Source organism: Hymenobacter cellulosilyticus, from assembly GCF_022919215.1.
GTDB classification, from domain to species: Bacteria; Bacteroidota; Bacteroidia; order Cytophagales; family Hymenobacteraceae; genus Hymenobacter; species Hymenobacter cellulosilyticus.
The window spans coordinates 1849487-1864704 of sequence record NZ_CP095046.1; the positions used below are offsets into that span (position 1 = coordinate 1849487).

At 58.9% G+C, this 15218-nt stretch carries 17 protein-coding genes; 7 read left to right on the forward strand and 10 right to left on the reverse strand.

Annotation, left to right across the window (positions count from 1 at the left end; genetic code table 11):
- Positions 1 to 22: 22 nt before the first annotated feature.
- Complete coding sequence (locus tag MUN79_RS09205) at positions 23 to 646, reverse strand: class I SAM-dependent methyltransferase (RefSeq protein ID WP_244677388.1); 624 nt, start codon at positions 644 to 646, stop codon at positions 23 to 25.
- Between the two features lie 186 nt (positions 647 to 832).
- On the opposite strand from MUN79_RS09205, the gene MUN79_RS09210 reads away from it, so the two are divergent.
- The 4 genes from MUN79_RS09210 to MUN79_RS09225 all read left to right on the forward strand — a co-directional run bounded on the left by MUN79_RS09210 (position 833) and on the right by MUN79_RS09225 (position 2814).
- Positions 833 to 1567, forward strand: coding sequence for a DUF72 domain-containing protein (locus MUN79_RS09210; RefSeq protein WP_244677389.1), 735 nt, complete (start codon positions 833 to 835; stop codon positions 1565 to 1567).
- A gap of 83 nt (positions 1568 to 1650) precedes the next feature.
- On the forward strand, positions 1651 to 1983 hold the full coding sequence (locus tag MUN79_RS09215; protein WP_244677390.1) for an alpha/beta hydrolase family protein: 333 nt from the start codon (positions 1651 to 1653) through the stop codon (positions 1981 to 1983).
- Entirely contained in the window at positions 1877 to 2467 is a 591-nt protein-coding gene (locus MUN79_RS09220) for a CE1 family esterase (RefSeq protein WP_262923017.1), read from the forward strand. Before MUN79_RS09215 ends, MUN79_RS09220 begins: the two co-directional genes overlap by 107 nt.
- 41 nt (positions 2468 to 2508) lie before the next feature.
- Positions 2509 to 2814: a T9SS type A sorting domain-containing protein gene (locus tag MUN79_RS09225; RefSeq protein WP_244677392.1), complete on the forward strand. Its 306-nt coding sequence runs from the start codon at positions 2509 to 2511 to the stop codon at positions 2812 to 2814.
- 111 nt (positions 2815 to 2925) lie between these two features.
- Here the strand turns inward: MUN79_RS09225 and MUN79_RS09230 are convergent, their stop codons facing one another.
- The gene (locus MUN79_RS09230) at positions 2926 to 3213 is read right to left on the reverse strand and encodes a YMGG-like glycine zipper-containing protein (protein WP_244677393.1); all 288 of its coding nucleotides are present in this window, start codon (positions 3211 to 3213) and stop codon (positions 2926 to 2928) included.
- Positions 3214 to 3345: 132 nt separating this feature from the next.
- Here MUN79_RS09230 and MUN79_RS09235 point away from each other — a divergent pair, with 132 nt between their 5' ends.
- Entirely contained in the window at positions 3346 to 4083 is a 738-nt protein-coding gene (locus MUN79_RS09235; RefSeq protein ID WP_244677394.1) for a DUF72 domain-containing protein, read from the forward strand.
- Positions 4084 to 4151: 68 nt separating this feature from the next.
- Here MUN79_RS09235 and MUN79_RS09240 read toward each other — a convergent pair whose 3' ends face one another.
- The 6 genes from MUN79_RS09240 to MUN79_RS09270 form a co-directional block, all read right to left on the reverse strand.
- A complete protein-coding gene (locus MUN79_RS09240; RefSeq protein ID WP_244677395.1) occupies positions 4152 to 6587 on the reverse strand; it encodes an alpha/beta hydrolase family protein in 2436 nt (811 codons plus the stop codon).
- Between the two features lie 320 nt (positions 6588 to 6907).
- On the reverse strand, positions 6908 to 8470 hold the full coding sequence (locus tag MUN79_RS30815; protein ID WP_311136766.1) for an OmpA family protein: 1563 nt from the start codon (positions 8468 to 8470) through the stop codon (positions 6908 to 6910).
- Positions 8471 to 9066: 596 nt separating this feature from the next.
- On the reverse strand, positions 9067 to 9462 hold the full coding sequence (locus tag MUN79_RS09255; RefSeq protein WP_244677396.1) for an OsmC family protein: 396 nt from the start codon (positions 9460 to 9462) through the stop codon (positions 9067 to 9069).
- Between the two features lie 2 nt (positions 9463 to 9464).
- Positions 9465 to 10175 carry a pirin family protein gene (locus MUN79_RS09260; RefSeq protein ID WP_244677397.1) on the reverse strand — a complete coding sequence of 237 codons (711 nt, stop codon included), beginning with the start codon at positions 10173 to 10175 and terminating at the stop codon, positions 9465 to 9467.
- Between the two features lie 11 nt (positions 10176 to 10186).
- Positions 10187 to 10765 carry a nitroreductase family protein gene (locus tag MUN79_RS09265; RefSeq protein WP_244677398.1) on the reverse strand — a complete coding sequence of 193 codons (579 nt, stop codon included), beginning with the start codon at positions 10763 to 10765 and terminating at the stop codon, positions 10187 to 10189.
- A 97-nt stretch (positions 10766 to 10862) separates the two neighbouring features.
- Positions 10863 to 11576 (reverse strand): pirin family protein, encoded by a 714-nt coding sequence (locus MUN79_RS09270; RefSeq protein WP_244677399.1) that lies wholly within the window; start codon positions 11574 to 11576, stop codon positions 10863 to 10865.
- A 166-nt stretch (positions 11577 to 11742) separates the two neighbouring features.
- Here MUN79_RS09270 and MUN79_RS09275 point away from each other — a divergent pair, with 166 nt between their 5' ends.
- On the forward strand, positions 11743 to 12123 hold the full coding sequence (locus MUN79_RS09275) for a winged helix-turn-helix transcriptional regulator (protein ID WP_244677400.1): 381 nt from the start codon (positions 11743 to 11745) through the stop codon (positions 12121 to 12123).
- 19 nt (positions 12124 to 12142) lie between these two features.
- On the opposite strand, the gene MUN79_RS09280 is transcribed toward MUN79_RS09275, so the two are convergent.
- Positions 12143 to 13468, reverse strand: coding sequence for a serine hydrolase (locus MUN79_RS09280; protein WP_244677401.1), 1326 nt, complete (start codon positions 13466 to 13468; stop codon positions 12143 to 12145).
- A gap of 140 nt (positions 13469 to 13608) precedes the next feature.
- On the opposite strand from MUN79_RS09280, the gene MUN79_RS09285 reads away from it, so the two are divergent.
- Positions 13609 to 14517, forward strand: coding sequence for a glutamate--tRNA ligase family protein (locus MUN79_RS09285; RefSeq protein WP_244677402.1), 909 nt, complete (start codon positions 13609 to 13611; stop codon positions 14515 to 14517).
- A 30-nt stretch (positions 14518 to 14547) separates the two neighbouring features.
- Here the strand turns inward: MUN79_RS09285 and MUN79_RS09290 are convergent, their stop codons facing one another.
- On the reverse strand, positions 14548 to 15081 hold the full coding sequence (locus MUN79_RS09290; protein ID WP_244677403.1) for a hypothetical protein: 534 nt from the start codon (positions 15079 to 15081) through the stop codon (positions 14548 to 14550).
- Positions 15082 to 15218 lie beyond the last annotated feature (137 nt).

Here is a 15218-nt window from a genome sequence, read left to right on the forward strand (position 1 = left end):
TAGCAGGCGGTTAGCGGATGGGTTATTTCTTCCGGCCCACAAACCGGATAACTGACCCCAGGCCATTATGGTACAGGCCTTCGGTCAGCTCAACTTCCTGTTCTGTCAGCTCCAGAACGTCGTACCCGGCAAAATCAGCCTGGATTTCCTCTGGGGAGAACAAGGATTCAACATCCTTTGGGCCGCCTACTTTCTCGTTGCGGGCCAGATAGGCGAGGTGGTTTTTACTGAATGCCTCAAAAATGACCACGCCTCCCGGCCGCAGGTAACGGCTGAGCTGTTGGTGGTAGGCAGATTTGATGCTGGCTGGGAAATGGGCATAAATCAGGGCCAGAGCGTCAAACTGGGCCGGGGCAAAGCCCAGGGCCGGTAGCTCACCTACCCGGTAGTCCAGCGTGACCTTATTCGTATCAGCCAGCTTCAGGGCTTTTTGCTGCCCGGCAATACTGATATCAAATGCCGAAACCGTCCAGCCTTGCTTGGCGGCATATACGGCATTGCGCCCTTCCCCTTCGGCCGCAAACAGAATCTTTCCCGGGGAAAGCAGATCCAGCTGCTCTTTTAGATAAGTGTTGGGCAGCACGCCATACGCAAACTCCTCGGTGCTATATCGTTCATCCCATCGGCTGGTCCACGTGTCTGGCATAGTACATTAAGTAAGAGAGTGAGAAAATACTGCTGGCCGCCCAGCTACATAGGTAGCCTACTAGGTCAGCAAATGTAAGACGGATTGCTACTCCCGCTACCCGTGTGCCGGGGTGCTGCAGACGTACCGCCAAACGGTAAAATAGCCTGGGCTTGCGTAAAAGCCATTTTCACCCAACTTCTGCTTATGCCCGCTACTTACATCGGCTGCTCCGGCTTCTCTTTCCGTGACTGGAAAGGCGTGTTTTACCCGCCCGACGTGCCCCCGCGCAAGTGGTTTGAGTTCTACTGCACCCACTTCAACACCCTGGAGCTGAACGTAACCTTCTACCGCATGCCGGAACTGTCGTTCTTCGAGAAGCTTTACCAGCAGAGTCCGCCCGACTTCCGGTTTGCCGTGAAGGCCCCGCGGCAGGTGACGCACTACAAGACGTTCAACGCCGAAGCTGAACCCGTTCTGGCCGAGTTCTACGCCACCATTCGGGAAGGGCTGCAGGACAAGCTCGGGCCGGTGCTGTTTCAATTGCCGCCCAAAGCCGCGTACACCGAGGAGCTGTTTCAGCGCCTGGTCGATAACCTCGACCCCAGCTTCGAAAACGTGGTGGAGTTTCGGCACCCGAGCTGGTGGGAAGGGGAGGTGTTTCAGGAGTTGAGCCGGCAGAAGATTTCCTTTGTCAGCCAGAGCCACCCGCTACCCCTGCCCGATGAGGCCTTGGCTACCACCAACTTGTTCTACTACCGGTTTCACGGGGTGCCGGAGCTGTATAAGTCGGAGTACAGCGTGGAATTTTTGCAGCGCATAGCGGCCGAAATTGCCGCTATTCCGAAGCTTGAGCAGGTCTATCTGTTCTTCAACAACGGCATCGGCGGGGTAGGCGTGGGCGACGCCAAAAAGATGCAGCAACTGATGGCCGGGGAATAGCCGTAAAGAGTAATCGCCAGTCCCCACCGGCTCTGTCGAGCTGCGCAATGCCTTCTTTTACTCCTGTAACCTGCTGTATTCTAATGAAAAAACTGCTATACACTGCCGCTTTAATGTGCACATTGTCCGCCGCGGCCCAGGCCCAGACCACCGTAACGGGTAGCATCGTCAGCGGGGGCATCACCCGCGACTACCGGCTGTACATACCCGCCAGCTATTCTGCCAGCAAACCCGTGCCTTTGCTTTTCAACCTGCACGGCTATGGCTCCAGCAACTTGGAACAGGAGTTTTACGGCGACTTCCGGCCTATTGCCGACACGGCTAACTTACTCATCGTGCACCCCAACGGCACCACCGACGCCAACGGCAGCCGGTTCTGGAACACCTTCGTGGCCCCAGTTCCGGGGAGTCGATGATGTAGCCTTTCTCTCTGACCTGCTCACCAGCCTGCAGGCCCGCTACAGCATTGATGCGGACCGCGTATACAGCACCGGCATGAGCAACGGGGGCTTTATGAGCTACGAGTTGGCCTGTAAGCTTAGCAACCGCGTGGCCGCCATCGGCTCCGTAACCGGCAGCATCGTGCGTAGCCGTCTTGGCGCGTGCACGCCCCAGCATCCGGTACCCGTCATCGAAATTCACGGCACGGCCGACAACACCGTGCCCTACAACGGCAACATCCTGTTTACCCCCATTCCAGCCGTCGTCGACTACTGGGTGCGCTTTAATGGCTGCTCCACCACCCCCGTCGTAACGGCGGTGCCTAATACCAACACTACCGATGGCAGCACGGCAGAGCGCTACGTGTACAGCGGGGGCCGCAACGGCAGCGTAGTCGAGCATTACAAAATCATCGACGGGGGCACACCTGGCCGGGCGCGGCGGTTACCATCGGCGTAACCAACCGCGACATAAACGCCAGCCGGGAAATATGGCGGTTTTTGCGTCGCTACCGCTTAAGCCAGTTCAGCACCCCGCTTTCCACAGCAGCCGGCGCTGCTTCTACTGCAGCGGTGCAGGTATATCCCAATCCGGCCCGGGAAGTAGTGACCCTGCAAAGTACCCAGCCGCTTGACCTGGCCCAGGTTCGGGTGACGAATATGCTGGGTCGGCACCGTCCGGCCACGCTGCGGAGTGCTACGCCGGGCAGTGTGGAAATTAATATTGCTGGCTGGCCGGCCGGGGTGTATCTGGTAGCTATTGGGCAAGGTAGCGGCGTGGTATACCACCGCTTTACCAAGCAGTAGCAGGGATTGATGTATTGCCAGTTCTTTTCGAAAGTCCTTTAGTAGGACATAAAAAGAGCCCGCGGCTTGTGCTGCGGGCTCTTTTGCTACGATGCAATGCGCTAGGCTGGGTTAGTCTTTGCGCGTATACTCGGCGTGACGCACCGGGTCTTTTTTCTTGTCTTTCTTACGGCCAATCAAGCCACCGGCGGCGGCCCCGGCTACGCCACCAATTATGGCGCCCTTCGTGCCGCCTACTATGGCCCCGCCGACTACCCCGGCCCCGCCACCAATGGCAGCACCTTTAGCCTTTTTGCTCCAGCCCTTTTTGGGAGCGTCCTGCGCCTGAGCCGAATTGACGGTGGTGCTCAGCATGAAAAAGGCCAGCAACATGACCAGATATATCTTGAACGTTTTCATGACGTTTGAATTTAAAGGTGATGCAATAGAACTATGCGCTTAAAACGCAACGCCTACGGATAAGGTTGCGGTTGGCTGAAGCCCGGTAAACCGCGTATAGAATCCAGACTTTTCTACCCCATCCTCCTGCCTATGGATTCCTGGTTTATTGGCTGCTCGGGCTTTCACTACCGGCACTGGCGCGGCTCCTTTTACCCCGAAAAGTTGCCTCAGCGCCGCTGGTTCGAGTTCTACAGCCAGCATTTCAACACCTTGGAACTGAACGTGACCTTCTACCGGTTTCCCCAGCTTTCCTTCGTGGAGAACTGGTACAACATCAGCCCGCCGGAGTTTGTGTTTGCCACCAAGGCGCCCCGCCTGATTACCCACTACAAGCAGTTCAACGACTGCGCCCAGTTGCTGGCCGACTTTTACGGCACCATGCAGGAAGGGCTGCGCGAAAAGCTGGGTCCGGTGTTGTTTCAGCTGCCGCCCCGCACGGCTTATTCCGAGGAGCGCCTGCACAAAATCGTCGAAAGCCTGGACCCGGCCTTTACCAACGTCATCGAGTTCCGGCACCCAAGCTGGTGGGAGGGGCACGTGTTTCAGGAGCTGGCCCGCCGCAACATCAGCTTCTGTGGGCAGAGTCATCCGCTGCTGCCCACCGATGTCATTGCCAATGCCCCAACCCTGTATTATCGGCTGCACGGCATTCCGGAGCTGTATAAGTCGCCCTACTCGGAACAAGAACTGGTGCAGCTGGCCGAACGAATAAAGCAGGAGCCGCAGGTAAAGCAGGCCTATATCTACTTCAACAACGACATCGATACCTCGGCCATCCGCAACGGGCTGCAAATGCGCGACTACTGCCTCGGACCTCGTCACGGCTAAGGCAGTTCGTTTACACAAAAAAGCCCCGCTCTTCACAAAGCGGGGCTTTTTTATAAATAGAGAAGAAACTAGTTGCCTTCCGTTTTGGCACCAACGGCACTTTGCTCGGGCGTGGCGGGAGCTTCGGCAGCGGCGGGCTGCTTCACGTACTTGTCAAGCCAGGTGTTCATTTCCCAGAGCGTGTGCATGATGGATTCCCGGGCCGCGTAGCCGTGGGCCTCGAAGGGCAGCACCACGTAGCGTACCGTAGCGCCGTGGCCCTTCAGGGCGTTGTAAAACCGCTCACTCTGCAGCGGGAACGTGCCCGAGTTGTTGTCGGCCTCGCCGTGAATCAGCAGCAGCGGCGTCTTGATCTTGTCGGCGTGCGTGAAAGGCGACATCGTATTGTACACCTCCGGGGCTTCCCAGTAGGTGCGCTCCTCGGCCTGAAAGCCGAAGGGCGTCAGGGTGCGGTTGTAGGCGCCGCTGCGGGCAATGCCCGCCTTAAACAGGTCGGTGTGGGCCAGCAGGTTGGCTGTCATAAAGGCACCGTAGGAATGGCCCATTACGGCCACCCGCTTCCGGTCTACCACGCCCAGGCGCACTCCTTCGTCAATGGCGGCCTTGGCGCTGGCCGTCAGCTGCTCCACGTAGGTATCGTTGGGTTCCTTTGAGCCTTCGCCCACAATCGGAATGCTGGTGCCCTGCAGAACTGCGTAGCCCTGGGTAACCCAGTAAATAGGCGAGCCCCAGCTCAGGCGGGTAAAGGCGTAGGGCGAACCTTTCACCTGTCCGGCGTTGGCCTTGTTCTTAAACTCAACGGGGTAAGCCTCCATCAGCGTGGGCAGCGGGCCGTCCTCCTTCTTGTAGCCGTAGGGTAGATAGAGGTTGGCCGTGAGGTCCACGCCGTCGGCACGCTTATACTTGAGCACCTGCTTGGTCAGGTTGCCCACGGCCACGTAGGGGTTGGTAAACTTGGTAAGCGGGGTCAGCTTGGCGCTTTTTACCTCCCGCAGGAAGTAGTTGGGCGCTTCCTGCTGCGACTCGCGCCGCGTTACGAGCAGGCGCTTGTTCAAATCCAGAATGGTGACGGGCACTTCGTAAAACGGGGCTTCGGAGCGCCACCAGCGGGTTGCTTTCTTGGAGGCTACATCCAGCTCGTCCACGAAGGGCCGGTCGCCTTCCGGCGAGGCGCCGTTGCCGATAAAATAGAGCGTTTCGCCCTTAGTATCGGTGGCCAGCACTTCATTGCCGGTCAGGTTGCGCACGGTGTAGGGCGTGCCCGGGGCCGTGTAGGTATCCTGCGACGACCGGTCGAACAGCACTACCGGGGCGGCTTTGGTGGTCGGGTTCAGCGTCCAGGTCATTTCCTTGCGGTCGGCCCAGCGGTAGCCTTCTACCAGGGCCACGTTAGCATTGCCCCAGAGTACGTCACGAAAACGCAGGGGCAGTGCCGCCAGCTCCTGGGGCTCATTCTCGAAAGGAGCGGCCAGGGTGAAGATTTTGTCGCGCACCGGAGCCGCCGTTTTTGGGTCGCCGCCGTCCTGGGCTTCTACCCAGTATAGGGTCGAAGGCACGTCGGCCCGCCAGTTGTGGCCACGCTGGCCAGTAGGCACCGCGTCGAAGCTGCTGGGCACGTTGTCGGCCAGGGGCAGGTCGGCCATGGTTTTCACCACCAGGCCTTCCATGCTCAGGATATCCACCTGCAGCGGAAAATCGGTGTAGGGCAGCGTGTAGGAATAGGGGCGGTGCCGGTACTTAACCAGCGCGTAGCGGCCATTGGGCGAGGGCGAAGCCTGCTGCACGATGCCGGGCTGGCCCAGCGGCTGCATGCGGCCCGTCACGCTTACTTTCACTACCTGGGCCGTGGCATAAAACTCGAACAGCTTCTCATCGGTCGGGTTTTTCAGCAAGTCCTGGTAGGTGCGGGCAGGAGCCTTTTTGCCGATGTTTTCCTGCACCGTCGGACCCATGGGAACGGGGCTCAGAATTGGCGTATCGCCCCGGCCGCCCACAATGGCGCGGGCCAGCAGCGTCTGGCTGTCCGATACCCACTCGTAGGACTTGCCGAATACGCTGTTCAAAAACAGGTTGGGCATCAGGCGGGCCGAGGCCGAGGCCACGTCCAGCAGCCAAAGCTCCACATGCCGGTCGGAGGTGTGCGTGAAGGCTACCTTGGTATTGTCCGGCGACCAGGTGACTTCGGTAATGCGGGCCTTGGCCGGCAAGCCCTGCACCAGCAGCTCCTTGCCGTCGGGCAGGTGCTTAAGGCGAAGCTTGGTGGTATAAATGATGCGGCTCGGGCCGTTGGTTTTGGGGTTGATGCGCAGTCCACCAATCCGCAACTCGGGCTGCGACAATTCGGCAATGGTAGGCATGTCTTGGTTATCAAGCAGCAGCATCCACTGCCCGTTGGACGACACGCTCACCCGGGGCGTGCTGGGCGCGTCGGCCAGGGCCGCAATAGACTTGGGAGGAGTCTGGTACGTCACGTCCTGAGCCGAGCTAGTCCGACTACAAAACATGACGGCACTAAAAAAGTACAATATTTTCATAGAGAACTAGAAGGTGGTTCCAGAGGAGAAATGAAAAAAGCTGTGTAAGATACGATAAGACAGACAGCTAACCAGGCCAGTTTTTACCGATGCTACAAAAATACAGAATATTTAGAAGTGGATTTTACCAATTGATGAATTAGTCACCAAAAGCTGAACAAGGTAAAAAGTGCAATTCCTTATTTGCGGCAGCGGCTTTGGGTACCCAAAAAATAAGGCACAAAAAAAGAGGCCAGCTACGGGAGCTGGCCTCTTTGAGATACTCACTCTGCACAAGGCAGATACCGGAGTTACTTACGACGGGCCGGAGCGGCTTTCTTTACGGGAGCCTTTTTCACCGGAGCCTTCTTCACGGGCGCAGCTTTCACTGGCGCGGCAGGAATCTCGGGGGCAGGACCATACTTCGTTTCGGCAGGGTTCGGGTCACCGGGCAGGTATACATCGAACTCTACGCGGCGGTTGATGGCACGGCCAGCTTCGGTAGCGTTGTCGGCAATCGGCTTGGTTTCGCCGTAGCCGTGCGACACAATCCGGTCGGCAGGGATACCCTTGCTGAGCATGTAGGTGCGGGCCGAGGCGGCACGGGCATCCGACAGACGCAGGTTGTAAGCGTCGTCGCCTTTGTTATCGGCGTGGGCCGAAATACCCAGCGAGTAGTCGGGATAAGCATTCAGGATTTCAACCAGGCCATTCAGGGTCGGGAACGAAATCGGCTTCAGGGTCGCCTTATCGAATTCGAACTGGATGTACTTGGTGGCTTCCTGGAGCTTCTTCTTCTCCTCAACCTTCATTTCTGGGCAGCCTTTGTTCGAGGCTGGGCCGGGACGTTGTGGGCAGCGGTCCTGGTAATCCGGAACACCGTCGCCGTCGGTATCAATGGGGCAACCGGCAGCATCTACTTTCACGCCAGCTGGGGTATCGGGGCACTTATCGGCCGAGTCGATTACGCCGTCATTGTCAGCGTCGGGGCAGCCGCGGAGCTCGGCTTTGCCGGGGGTATCGGGGCAGGCGTCATCGCCGTCGCGCACACCATCACCGTCGCGGTCGGGGCAGCCTTCCAGAGCGGCCAGGCCTTTCTCGGTGGGGCACTTGTCCTGATAATCCGGAACACCGTCGCCGTCGCCATCAAGTGGGCAGCCGTTGGCGTCCACGGCCACGCCGGTGGGCGTGCCAGGGCACTTGTCTTTCTTGTCGCTCACGCCGTCGCCGTCGGTATCGATAGTCTTACCGAAGTTGAAGGTCAGACCGGCCGTGTGCTGTAGGTAGCGGTCATTGATGTTGCCCTTCAGCGTAATGCCATCCACCTGGTCGGTCAGGATGTAGTGCTGGCCCGTTTGCACGAAAGCCGACACGCTGGAGGAGAAGTTCAGGCGAATACCAGCCGCACCATGAATGTCGAAGGCGTAAAGGTCGCGGTTGTCGGGTGCGCCACCGTTGATTTTAAACCGGTCGGTGCTGGCGAAGAAAATGCCGGGAGCCAGGCTCAGGTAAGGCGCGAAGAAGGCGTCTTCCTTAAAGGCCCAGCCGTTATTCAGCTTCAGCGTCACGGGAATGCCAATGTTTACCACGTTGGCCCGGAAGCCGCTGAAAGCATTGATGGCGTTCTTGGGCGGATCGGCTGAGAAAGCCATGTCGCCGTAGCTCAAGTCCAGGCCCAGGTCGAGGCCGGGGTTGATGTAGCGGCCCAGCTTGAGGCCCGCGCCGAACTCAATCTTGTCATTCTTGAACCACTCGGAACCCAGGTCGCCGTGGTACTGCAGGGTGGATCCGTAGAGGCTAAGCCCGGTTTTCTTTTCGGAGTTTTGGCTGTGTCCGTCGCGTGGCCCGAAGGCTAGCAGCGTTAACCCCAGCACCAAGGCTTTGGGGTGGTAAGATGTAGTCGCATATAATAGAAAGAAGTGGAGGAAAGTGTGGTTACCCTTTATGGTGGTGTCGCTATATACCTGACCCCGCCGGATAAGGTTGTTCTCCCCGTTACTATCTGATCTATGTTGTATCCTATCGGTAGCTAAACACTAGGGCTGCTGCTGGCTTGGACGAGTGTCGAGGTTAAGGGCTGCTGCTCCAGCTTTCGTCTTATTAGCGAAGAGCTTAGCCTCCAGGATACACCTCTGTAAGGAAGGTAAAAAGGTGGTTAATATTATGATTATAAGTATTTTAAAATTTTAATAAAGAAAGCCAAGTAGCCAGCAGATTGCAGGATTTGTCCTATCAGTTGATTTCAACTGGTTGGGCAGTGAATTCGTATTTCCGCTATTGGTCTACGGTTGAGCTTTGCGATAACTCCGCTCTGGCAGGTTAAAAAAAATGGTTTGAGCGCCGATTTTTTATCCCTTCTGCCACCTCCGCGTCGGCTCCGTTCAGCAGGTGGCGCCTAGCGCTGATTCAAACAAAAAACGCCCCAGTCGCGGGACCGGGGCGGGGCTTCGGAAGCACGCCGTACAGGCGCTTAGGCCAGCTGGGTGCTGATGGGAATGGCGCTTACCAGGGTTTTGTGAATGGGGCAAAGCTCCGCTACCCGCAGCAGGCGCTGGCGCTGCGCATCGGTAAGCTCTCCAGCCAGCTGCAGCACGCAGTCGAGCCGGGTTACCATGTGCTGCTCGTTGCGGTCAAAGGAAACCTGGGCCTCTACGTTGGCTAACGGCCACTGCTTGCGCTGGGCGTACATGCGCACCGTAATGCAGACGCAGGCGCTGAGCGAGGCCGCCAACAGCTCACCGGGCGTAAGCCCCTGATTTTGGCCGCCCTTGTCGAGCGGCTCGTCGGCTACCAGCTCGTGGCCGGTGTCGGAGGTGATGCGCGTGAAGTAGGGCTCGGCGCCGCTACGGCCGGTGAGCGTGGGCATGGCTAGTGGTTGATAGGCGCTTCGATGATAATGAACTTGCTTTCGGCTTCACTCGTGATGCTGACCAGGTCGGTGTCCCATAGCCCGATACTGTCGCGCCGGCCGATTGACTGGCCGTTCACCGTCAGGCTGCCTTCCATCACGAATACGAACACGCACTTGTTCAGGGGCTTCAGCGCATAGTCCACTGTTTGCCCGGCGTTGTAATAGCCCAAAGAAAGCTTGGCGTTCTGGTTGATCCAGACGTGGGCCGTGCCTTCCTCATTGCTGACGATGGTGGTGAGCTGATTTTTGCGCTTCTCGGCCGGAAAGCTGCGTTTCTGGTAGCGCGGCGTCACATTCTGGAGCTTGGGCTCAATCCAGATCTGCAGGAAATTTACCTCGTCGTCGCCGATGTTATGCTCCTCGTGGCGCAGGCCGCTGCCGGCACTCATGATCTGCACCGAGTCGGTGGCCACTTCCTCCCGGTAGCCCATCGAGTCGATGTGGTTCATGCGGCCGGCCAGCATCACGGAAATGATTTCCATGTTGGCGTGGGCGTGCAAGCCAAAGCCGTTGCCGGGCTTTACAAAGTCGTCGTTGAACACGCGCAGCAGGCCGAAGCCCGTCCGCTCGGGGTTGTAGTAGGAGCTAAAGCTCAGCGAGAAGTTGCTTTGCAGCCAGCCAATGTCCTTAAGGCCCCGCTCGGCGGCCCGGATGATGCGGTGATTCATGGCGGTTTTTGTTAGCTGGGAAGTTGGGCCTCAAAGGCAATTTCACTGACGCTCTTGCGTTGGCGGGGCGCTTTTTCGCGGCTTAGGAAAGGCTCTTCGAGCAGCTCGGCTTCGGCCTGGTAACCCAGGGCAATGATGACGGCCGGCTGCAGCGTCTCGGGCAGCTGAAAGGCTTCCTGTACTTTGTCACGGTGGAAGCCGCCCATAAAGTGCCCGTGCAGGCCCAGGGCCGTGGCTTCCAGAATCAGGTTGCCGTTGGCCAGGCCCAGGTCGTGGAGGGCGGCCCCGTTGGGCGTACCGTTGTCGTACTGGGTTTTGGCCAGGGCCAGAATGAGCACGGCGGCATTTTTGGCCCAGGGCTGGTTGCCGGGCATCAGGCAGTCCACCATTTTTTGGAAAGCTTCCGTGTCGGCACGGTGGGCGTAGATATAGCGCCAGGGCTGCTCATTCATGGCGCTGGCGGCCCAGGAAGCCGCTTCAAACAGCTGGCCCAATGTTTCGGGGGCTACGGGCTGCGGCGAGAAGGAGCGGGGGCTCCAGCGGTTGCGAATCAGCTCGTGGACGGGATAAGTGGTGGTGGCAGTTTTCATGACAAGGAAGAAAAGCGGAAAAGAAGCCGCCAAGCTAAACTTGGCGGCTTCAGGGCACTAACAAGAATACGGCAAAATAGATACGGACAACAACGCTTTATAGGGACATGGGCACGTCCATGAGCAGCAGCTGGGCCTGGCTGTTGGCCTGAATGCTGAGCGAGTCGGTGTCCCAGATGCCGAGTCCGTCGCGGCGATTCAGCTTTTGGCCATTGATGGTTACGTCGCCTTCCAGCACGAAGGCATACACCCCGTTGCCGGCTTTTTTAACCTGGTACTCGGTGCTGAAACCGGGGTCAAAGTCGCCTAGGCTAAACCAGGCATCCTGGTGAATCCAGACGCCGGCATCGTCGGGCGAGGGCGAAATCACCTGCTGGAACTGGTTGTGGCGGTCTTCGGCCCGGAAGCTTTGCTGGGCGTAGCGGGGCTTTACGCCGCGCTGGTTGGGAAACACCCAGATCTGCAGAAACTTTACTTCCTGGTCTTTATTGTGGTTTTTCTCGCTGTGAGCCACGCCCGTGCCGGCACTCATCACCTGCACGTCGCCGCGGCGGATGATGCCGTGGTTGCCCATGTTGTCCTTGTGCTCCAGGTCGCCCGACAGCGGGATGGAAATGATTTCCATGTTGTCGTGAGGATGGGTGCCAAAGCCCATGCCACCGGCTACGGTGTCGTCGTTGAGCACGCGCAGCACGCCGAAGTGCACCCGACTGGGGTTGGAGTAGCCGGCGAAGCTGAAAGTGTGGTAGGAGTTGAGCCAGCCATGGCTGGCGTGGCCGCGGGATTCGGCTTTGTGCAGAACAGTTTGCATGACAAAAGGGGATGTGAAGTCGGGAGGTGAAATATTAGCCGGCAGCTAACTTATGTACATACATATATTATGGCCGAAAGTTCACTCTTTCACTATACTTTTGCTAGTAGTTACATGTAGGTATATCAATATACTATCTGTAACTAATGCAGACAATCAATTGATTATGGCCATAAGTCAGGAAAAAATAATTGCGGATTGTCCGTTCCGGCAAACCCTTGACGTACTGGAGGGCAAGTGGAAGTTTGCCATTATTCACAGCCTGCTGCGGCACGGCACCATGCGTTTTAAAGTGCTGGAGCGCGACGTGGAGGGCATTACCAGCCGCATGCTCATCAAGGAGCTCAAGCTGCTCGAAGCCCACGGCATTGTGAGCCGGCAAGCTTTTGCCACCGTGCCGCCCACGGTGGAATACAGCCTGACGGAGTGCGGACAGTCGTTGGAGCCCGTTATTCAAGCCATTCAGGCCTGGGGAATCCAGAACCGGGCGGTAATTAACCAGAGCAAAAGCCGCAAAGCAGCCCGCAAAACACCGGCGGCCGACTAGTAACAGCCGGTTAGAGCAGCTACTGCTTAAACATGCGCTGGGAGCTGAGCACTGCTCCCTGTTCGTTGAGCACCTGCACCACGTACAAACCCGCCGGCCAGGCCGCAACCGGGAGCGTGAGGCCCGAGGCCGGCAGCGGCTGCCGACTGACTTCGCGCCCCAGCCTATCCAGGCACCGAAGCTGCTGGCCCGTTGCTACCATCATACCGGGCTGCACCCGTAGCTCCTGAGTGGCCGGGTTGGGGTACAGTTCCACCCGGGTTCTGAGCCGAGCTAATGTAGTAGCTAACGGCTGGCAGTAGAGGTTCATAATGTAGCGCCACAGCTCCGTGTCGAACGACGACACAGCCAGCTTGGGAGCTTCGGCCGACTGCCCCTGGCGCACTACCACCAGGCCCAGGCTGGGCACCACGTAGATTTTCTGGTCGTTTTTGCCCAACGCGGCCAACATGTCGGGCGGGGCCGTGGGCACCAGCGGCCCGCTAAAGGTGAACTGGCTCTGGGGCAGCATATAACTGGTTTGCCCGTTGAGCCACCAGAGGTAACCGTACGCGCGGTTATAAGTCTGGGAGGGGGTGGTCATGCGGCGGAAATAAGCCGTGTCGCGCAGCAGAACGGTGCCGTTCCAGTTGCCGCGGGCCAGCACGAGCAGCCCAAACCGGGCCATGTCGCGGGCCCGGCTGTAGTACACGTAGTTGCGCCACGCTCCGCCCATACCAATGCGGCTGGCCAGGCGCTGGTTGGTGTATTGATTAATGGTTTGGCCACTGGCCCGGGCTATTTCGTCCTGCAGCAGGCGGTAAGCTCCGGTGTGGTAGGCCCAGCGGGTTCCCGCGTCGGTGCGGTAGCGCAGGCAGGCCGCCGTGGAGCTTTCATTATCACAGGGCAGGGGCGGCGTATCGTCGAGGCCGGTGGTCATGCTAAGCTGGTGACGCAGGCGAATCATCCGCTCTTTGGCAGCGGGAGCCGTGGTCCAGCCCCGGCCAAGGTGGCGCGAAACCGAATCCTCCAGGCTCAGGATGCTTTCCTGCTGAGCTAGGCCCACCAGCACCGCCGTGAGCGACTTGCCCGCCGAGGCCCAGTACCAGACCGAGTCCTGGGTGTAGGTGCCAAAATACTGCTCCAGCGCCAGGCGGCCGTCTTTGAGAATCAGAAAGGACTTCGTATTCTTACGCCCCAAAAAAGCCAGTAGTGAATCCTGAGCCGGTGAGCACCAGCCCAGGCTCTGGGGCGACACGGTGGCCCAGGTAGTGCCCGTTGCGGGCGGAAAGTACAGCTGCTGAGCCCCGGCGGGCGTCGTGGCCCACAGCGGCAGCAGCAGTACCAACAGTAAAACGTATTTCATAGCTCAGGCGTTAGGCCGGTTAAACCGGGAAGCGTATTTCGCGTTTAATCGGGCTCTGTTATTCTATATAAAATATCTAATAAAATATACTTTAACCATTTTTCTCCGGCCTAAAGCCGTAAGCCCCGCTCGTTTTCATTATGCCGTATTCTGCCCCCGTTGTGTCGCGCCTGGCTCCCACGCCCAGCGGGTATTTACACTTGGGAAATGCCGTTAACTTCCTGCTTACCTGGCTAATTGTGCGCCGGGTCTACGGGGTGCTGCACCTGCGCATCGACGACCTGGACCGGGCCCGGCTGCGGCCCGCCTACCTGGAAAATATCTTCCGCACCATCGACTGGCTCGGCATCGACTACGACCACGGCCCCAGCGGCCCCGAGGACTTTGAGCGCAACTTTTCCCAGCTGCATCACCTGGCCGAGTACGAGGCCTTGCTGCAGGCGCTGCGCCAAAAGCCGGGGCTGCTGTACGCCTGCCGCTGCTCCCGCACCCAGATTCAGAGTCAGGCCAACGGCGGGATTTACTCCGGCAGCTGCCAGCCCCAAAACCTGGATTTTGAAGCGCCGGAATCGGCCTGGCGGGCCCACGTGGGAGCTTCAACCATTGTCAGCTTCACGGATTTGTGGCTGGGTCCGGTGGCCCTGGAGCTGTCCCGGGAACTGGGCGACTTTGTTGTGCGCAAAAAGGACGGGCTGCCGGCTTACCAGATTGGCTCCATCGTGGACGACGTACGCCTGGGCGTGACGCTCATCGTGCGGGGCGTGGATTTGCTGCCCAGCACGGCGGCTCAACGCTGGCTGGCCGGCTTCACGCCCGACACCAGCCCTTTTCTGCAGACCCGCCTGGTACACCACTCCCTGTTGCCGGGCCCGGATGGCGGCAAGCTGTCCAAGTCGCAGCAGCAGCCCCTGGACCGCGGCATTATGCATGAGTCTACCTCGCCCCGGCCGGTTTTTGAAGCGGTGGCCCGTCTGCTGAATCTGCCCCTGGAAGCAGGCCGCTCCCTGGCCGCCCTGCGCGCCGCATTTGAAAATGCGGCCATCAGCTGATTGGGGCCAGCTCCAAACAGTCGTTGATGGTTACTGTACCGGGTGGCTTAACAGCCGCTGGCTGAGCAGCTCATAGGCCGCTTCGCGCTGGGGCAAAGTCCCCAGGCGTAGCACATCCACTAGAGCCAACAACTCGTGCCAGCCGGCATCGAGGCGGGCCGCGGACGGAGTGGTGGGGTAGAGCGGACTCACGGATAAGCCCCAGGCCGGGCCCTCCGGGTCGGGCCACACGTAGGCCGGCTCCGAGGAACTGCGCAGGCGGCTGAGCTCGGGCAAGGCGCTCCACGCCGTGGGCAGGCCCTGCACATAGTCGTGGGGGTGGGCCGGAAAGGCATAGGGCAGGCCGTGCAGCAAAAACCACAGCAGGGCTTGCTGCTGTACGGTGCGCCCGTCGGCCTGGAGCAGGCGGGCGTACTGGCAGCGGCGTAGCGCGTCCGAAATTTCGGCGGGGCTGATGAGCAGGCTTGCCGCAAGGTCTTTGCCCTGCCAGGTGGTAGTCGAAAATGTGAGAATCCGCAGGAGCACTACCACATCCTGGGGCCGCATACCGTTGTGCTTACGCATCTGAAAAACGGGGCTAGAAGGTCAGAATTCGCGATTCGCAAACTGCGAACCAGCGGTGGCGGGCGGTCAGTAAGGCGAAGGTAGGGGAGGGAACCTAGCAAAAACAACTTTATTTAAAATTATTCTAAATAAGCCTT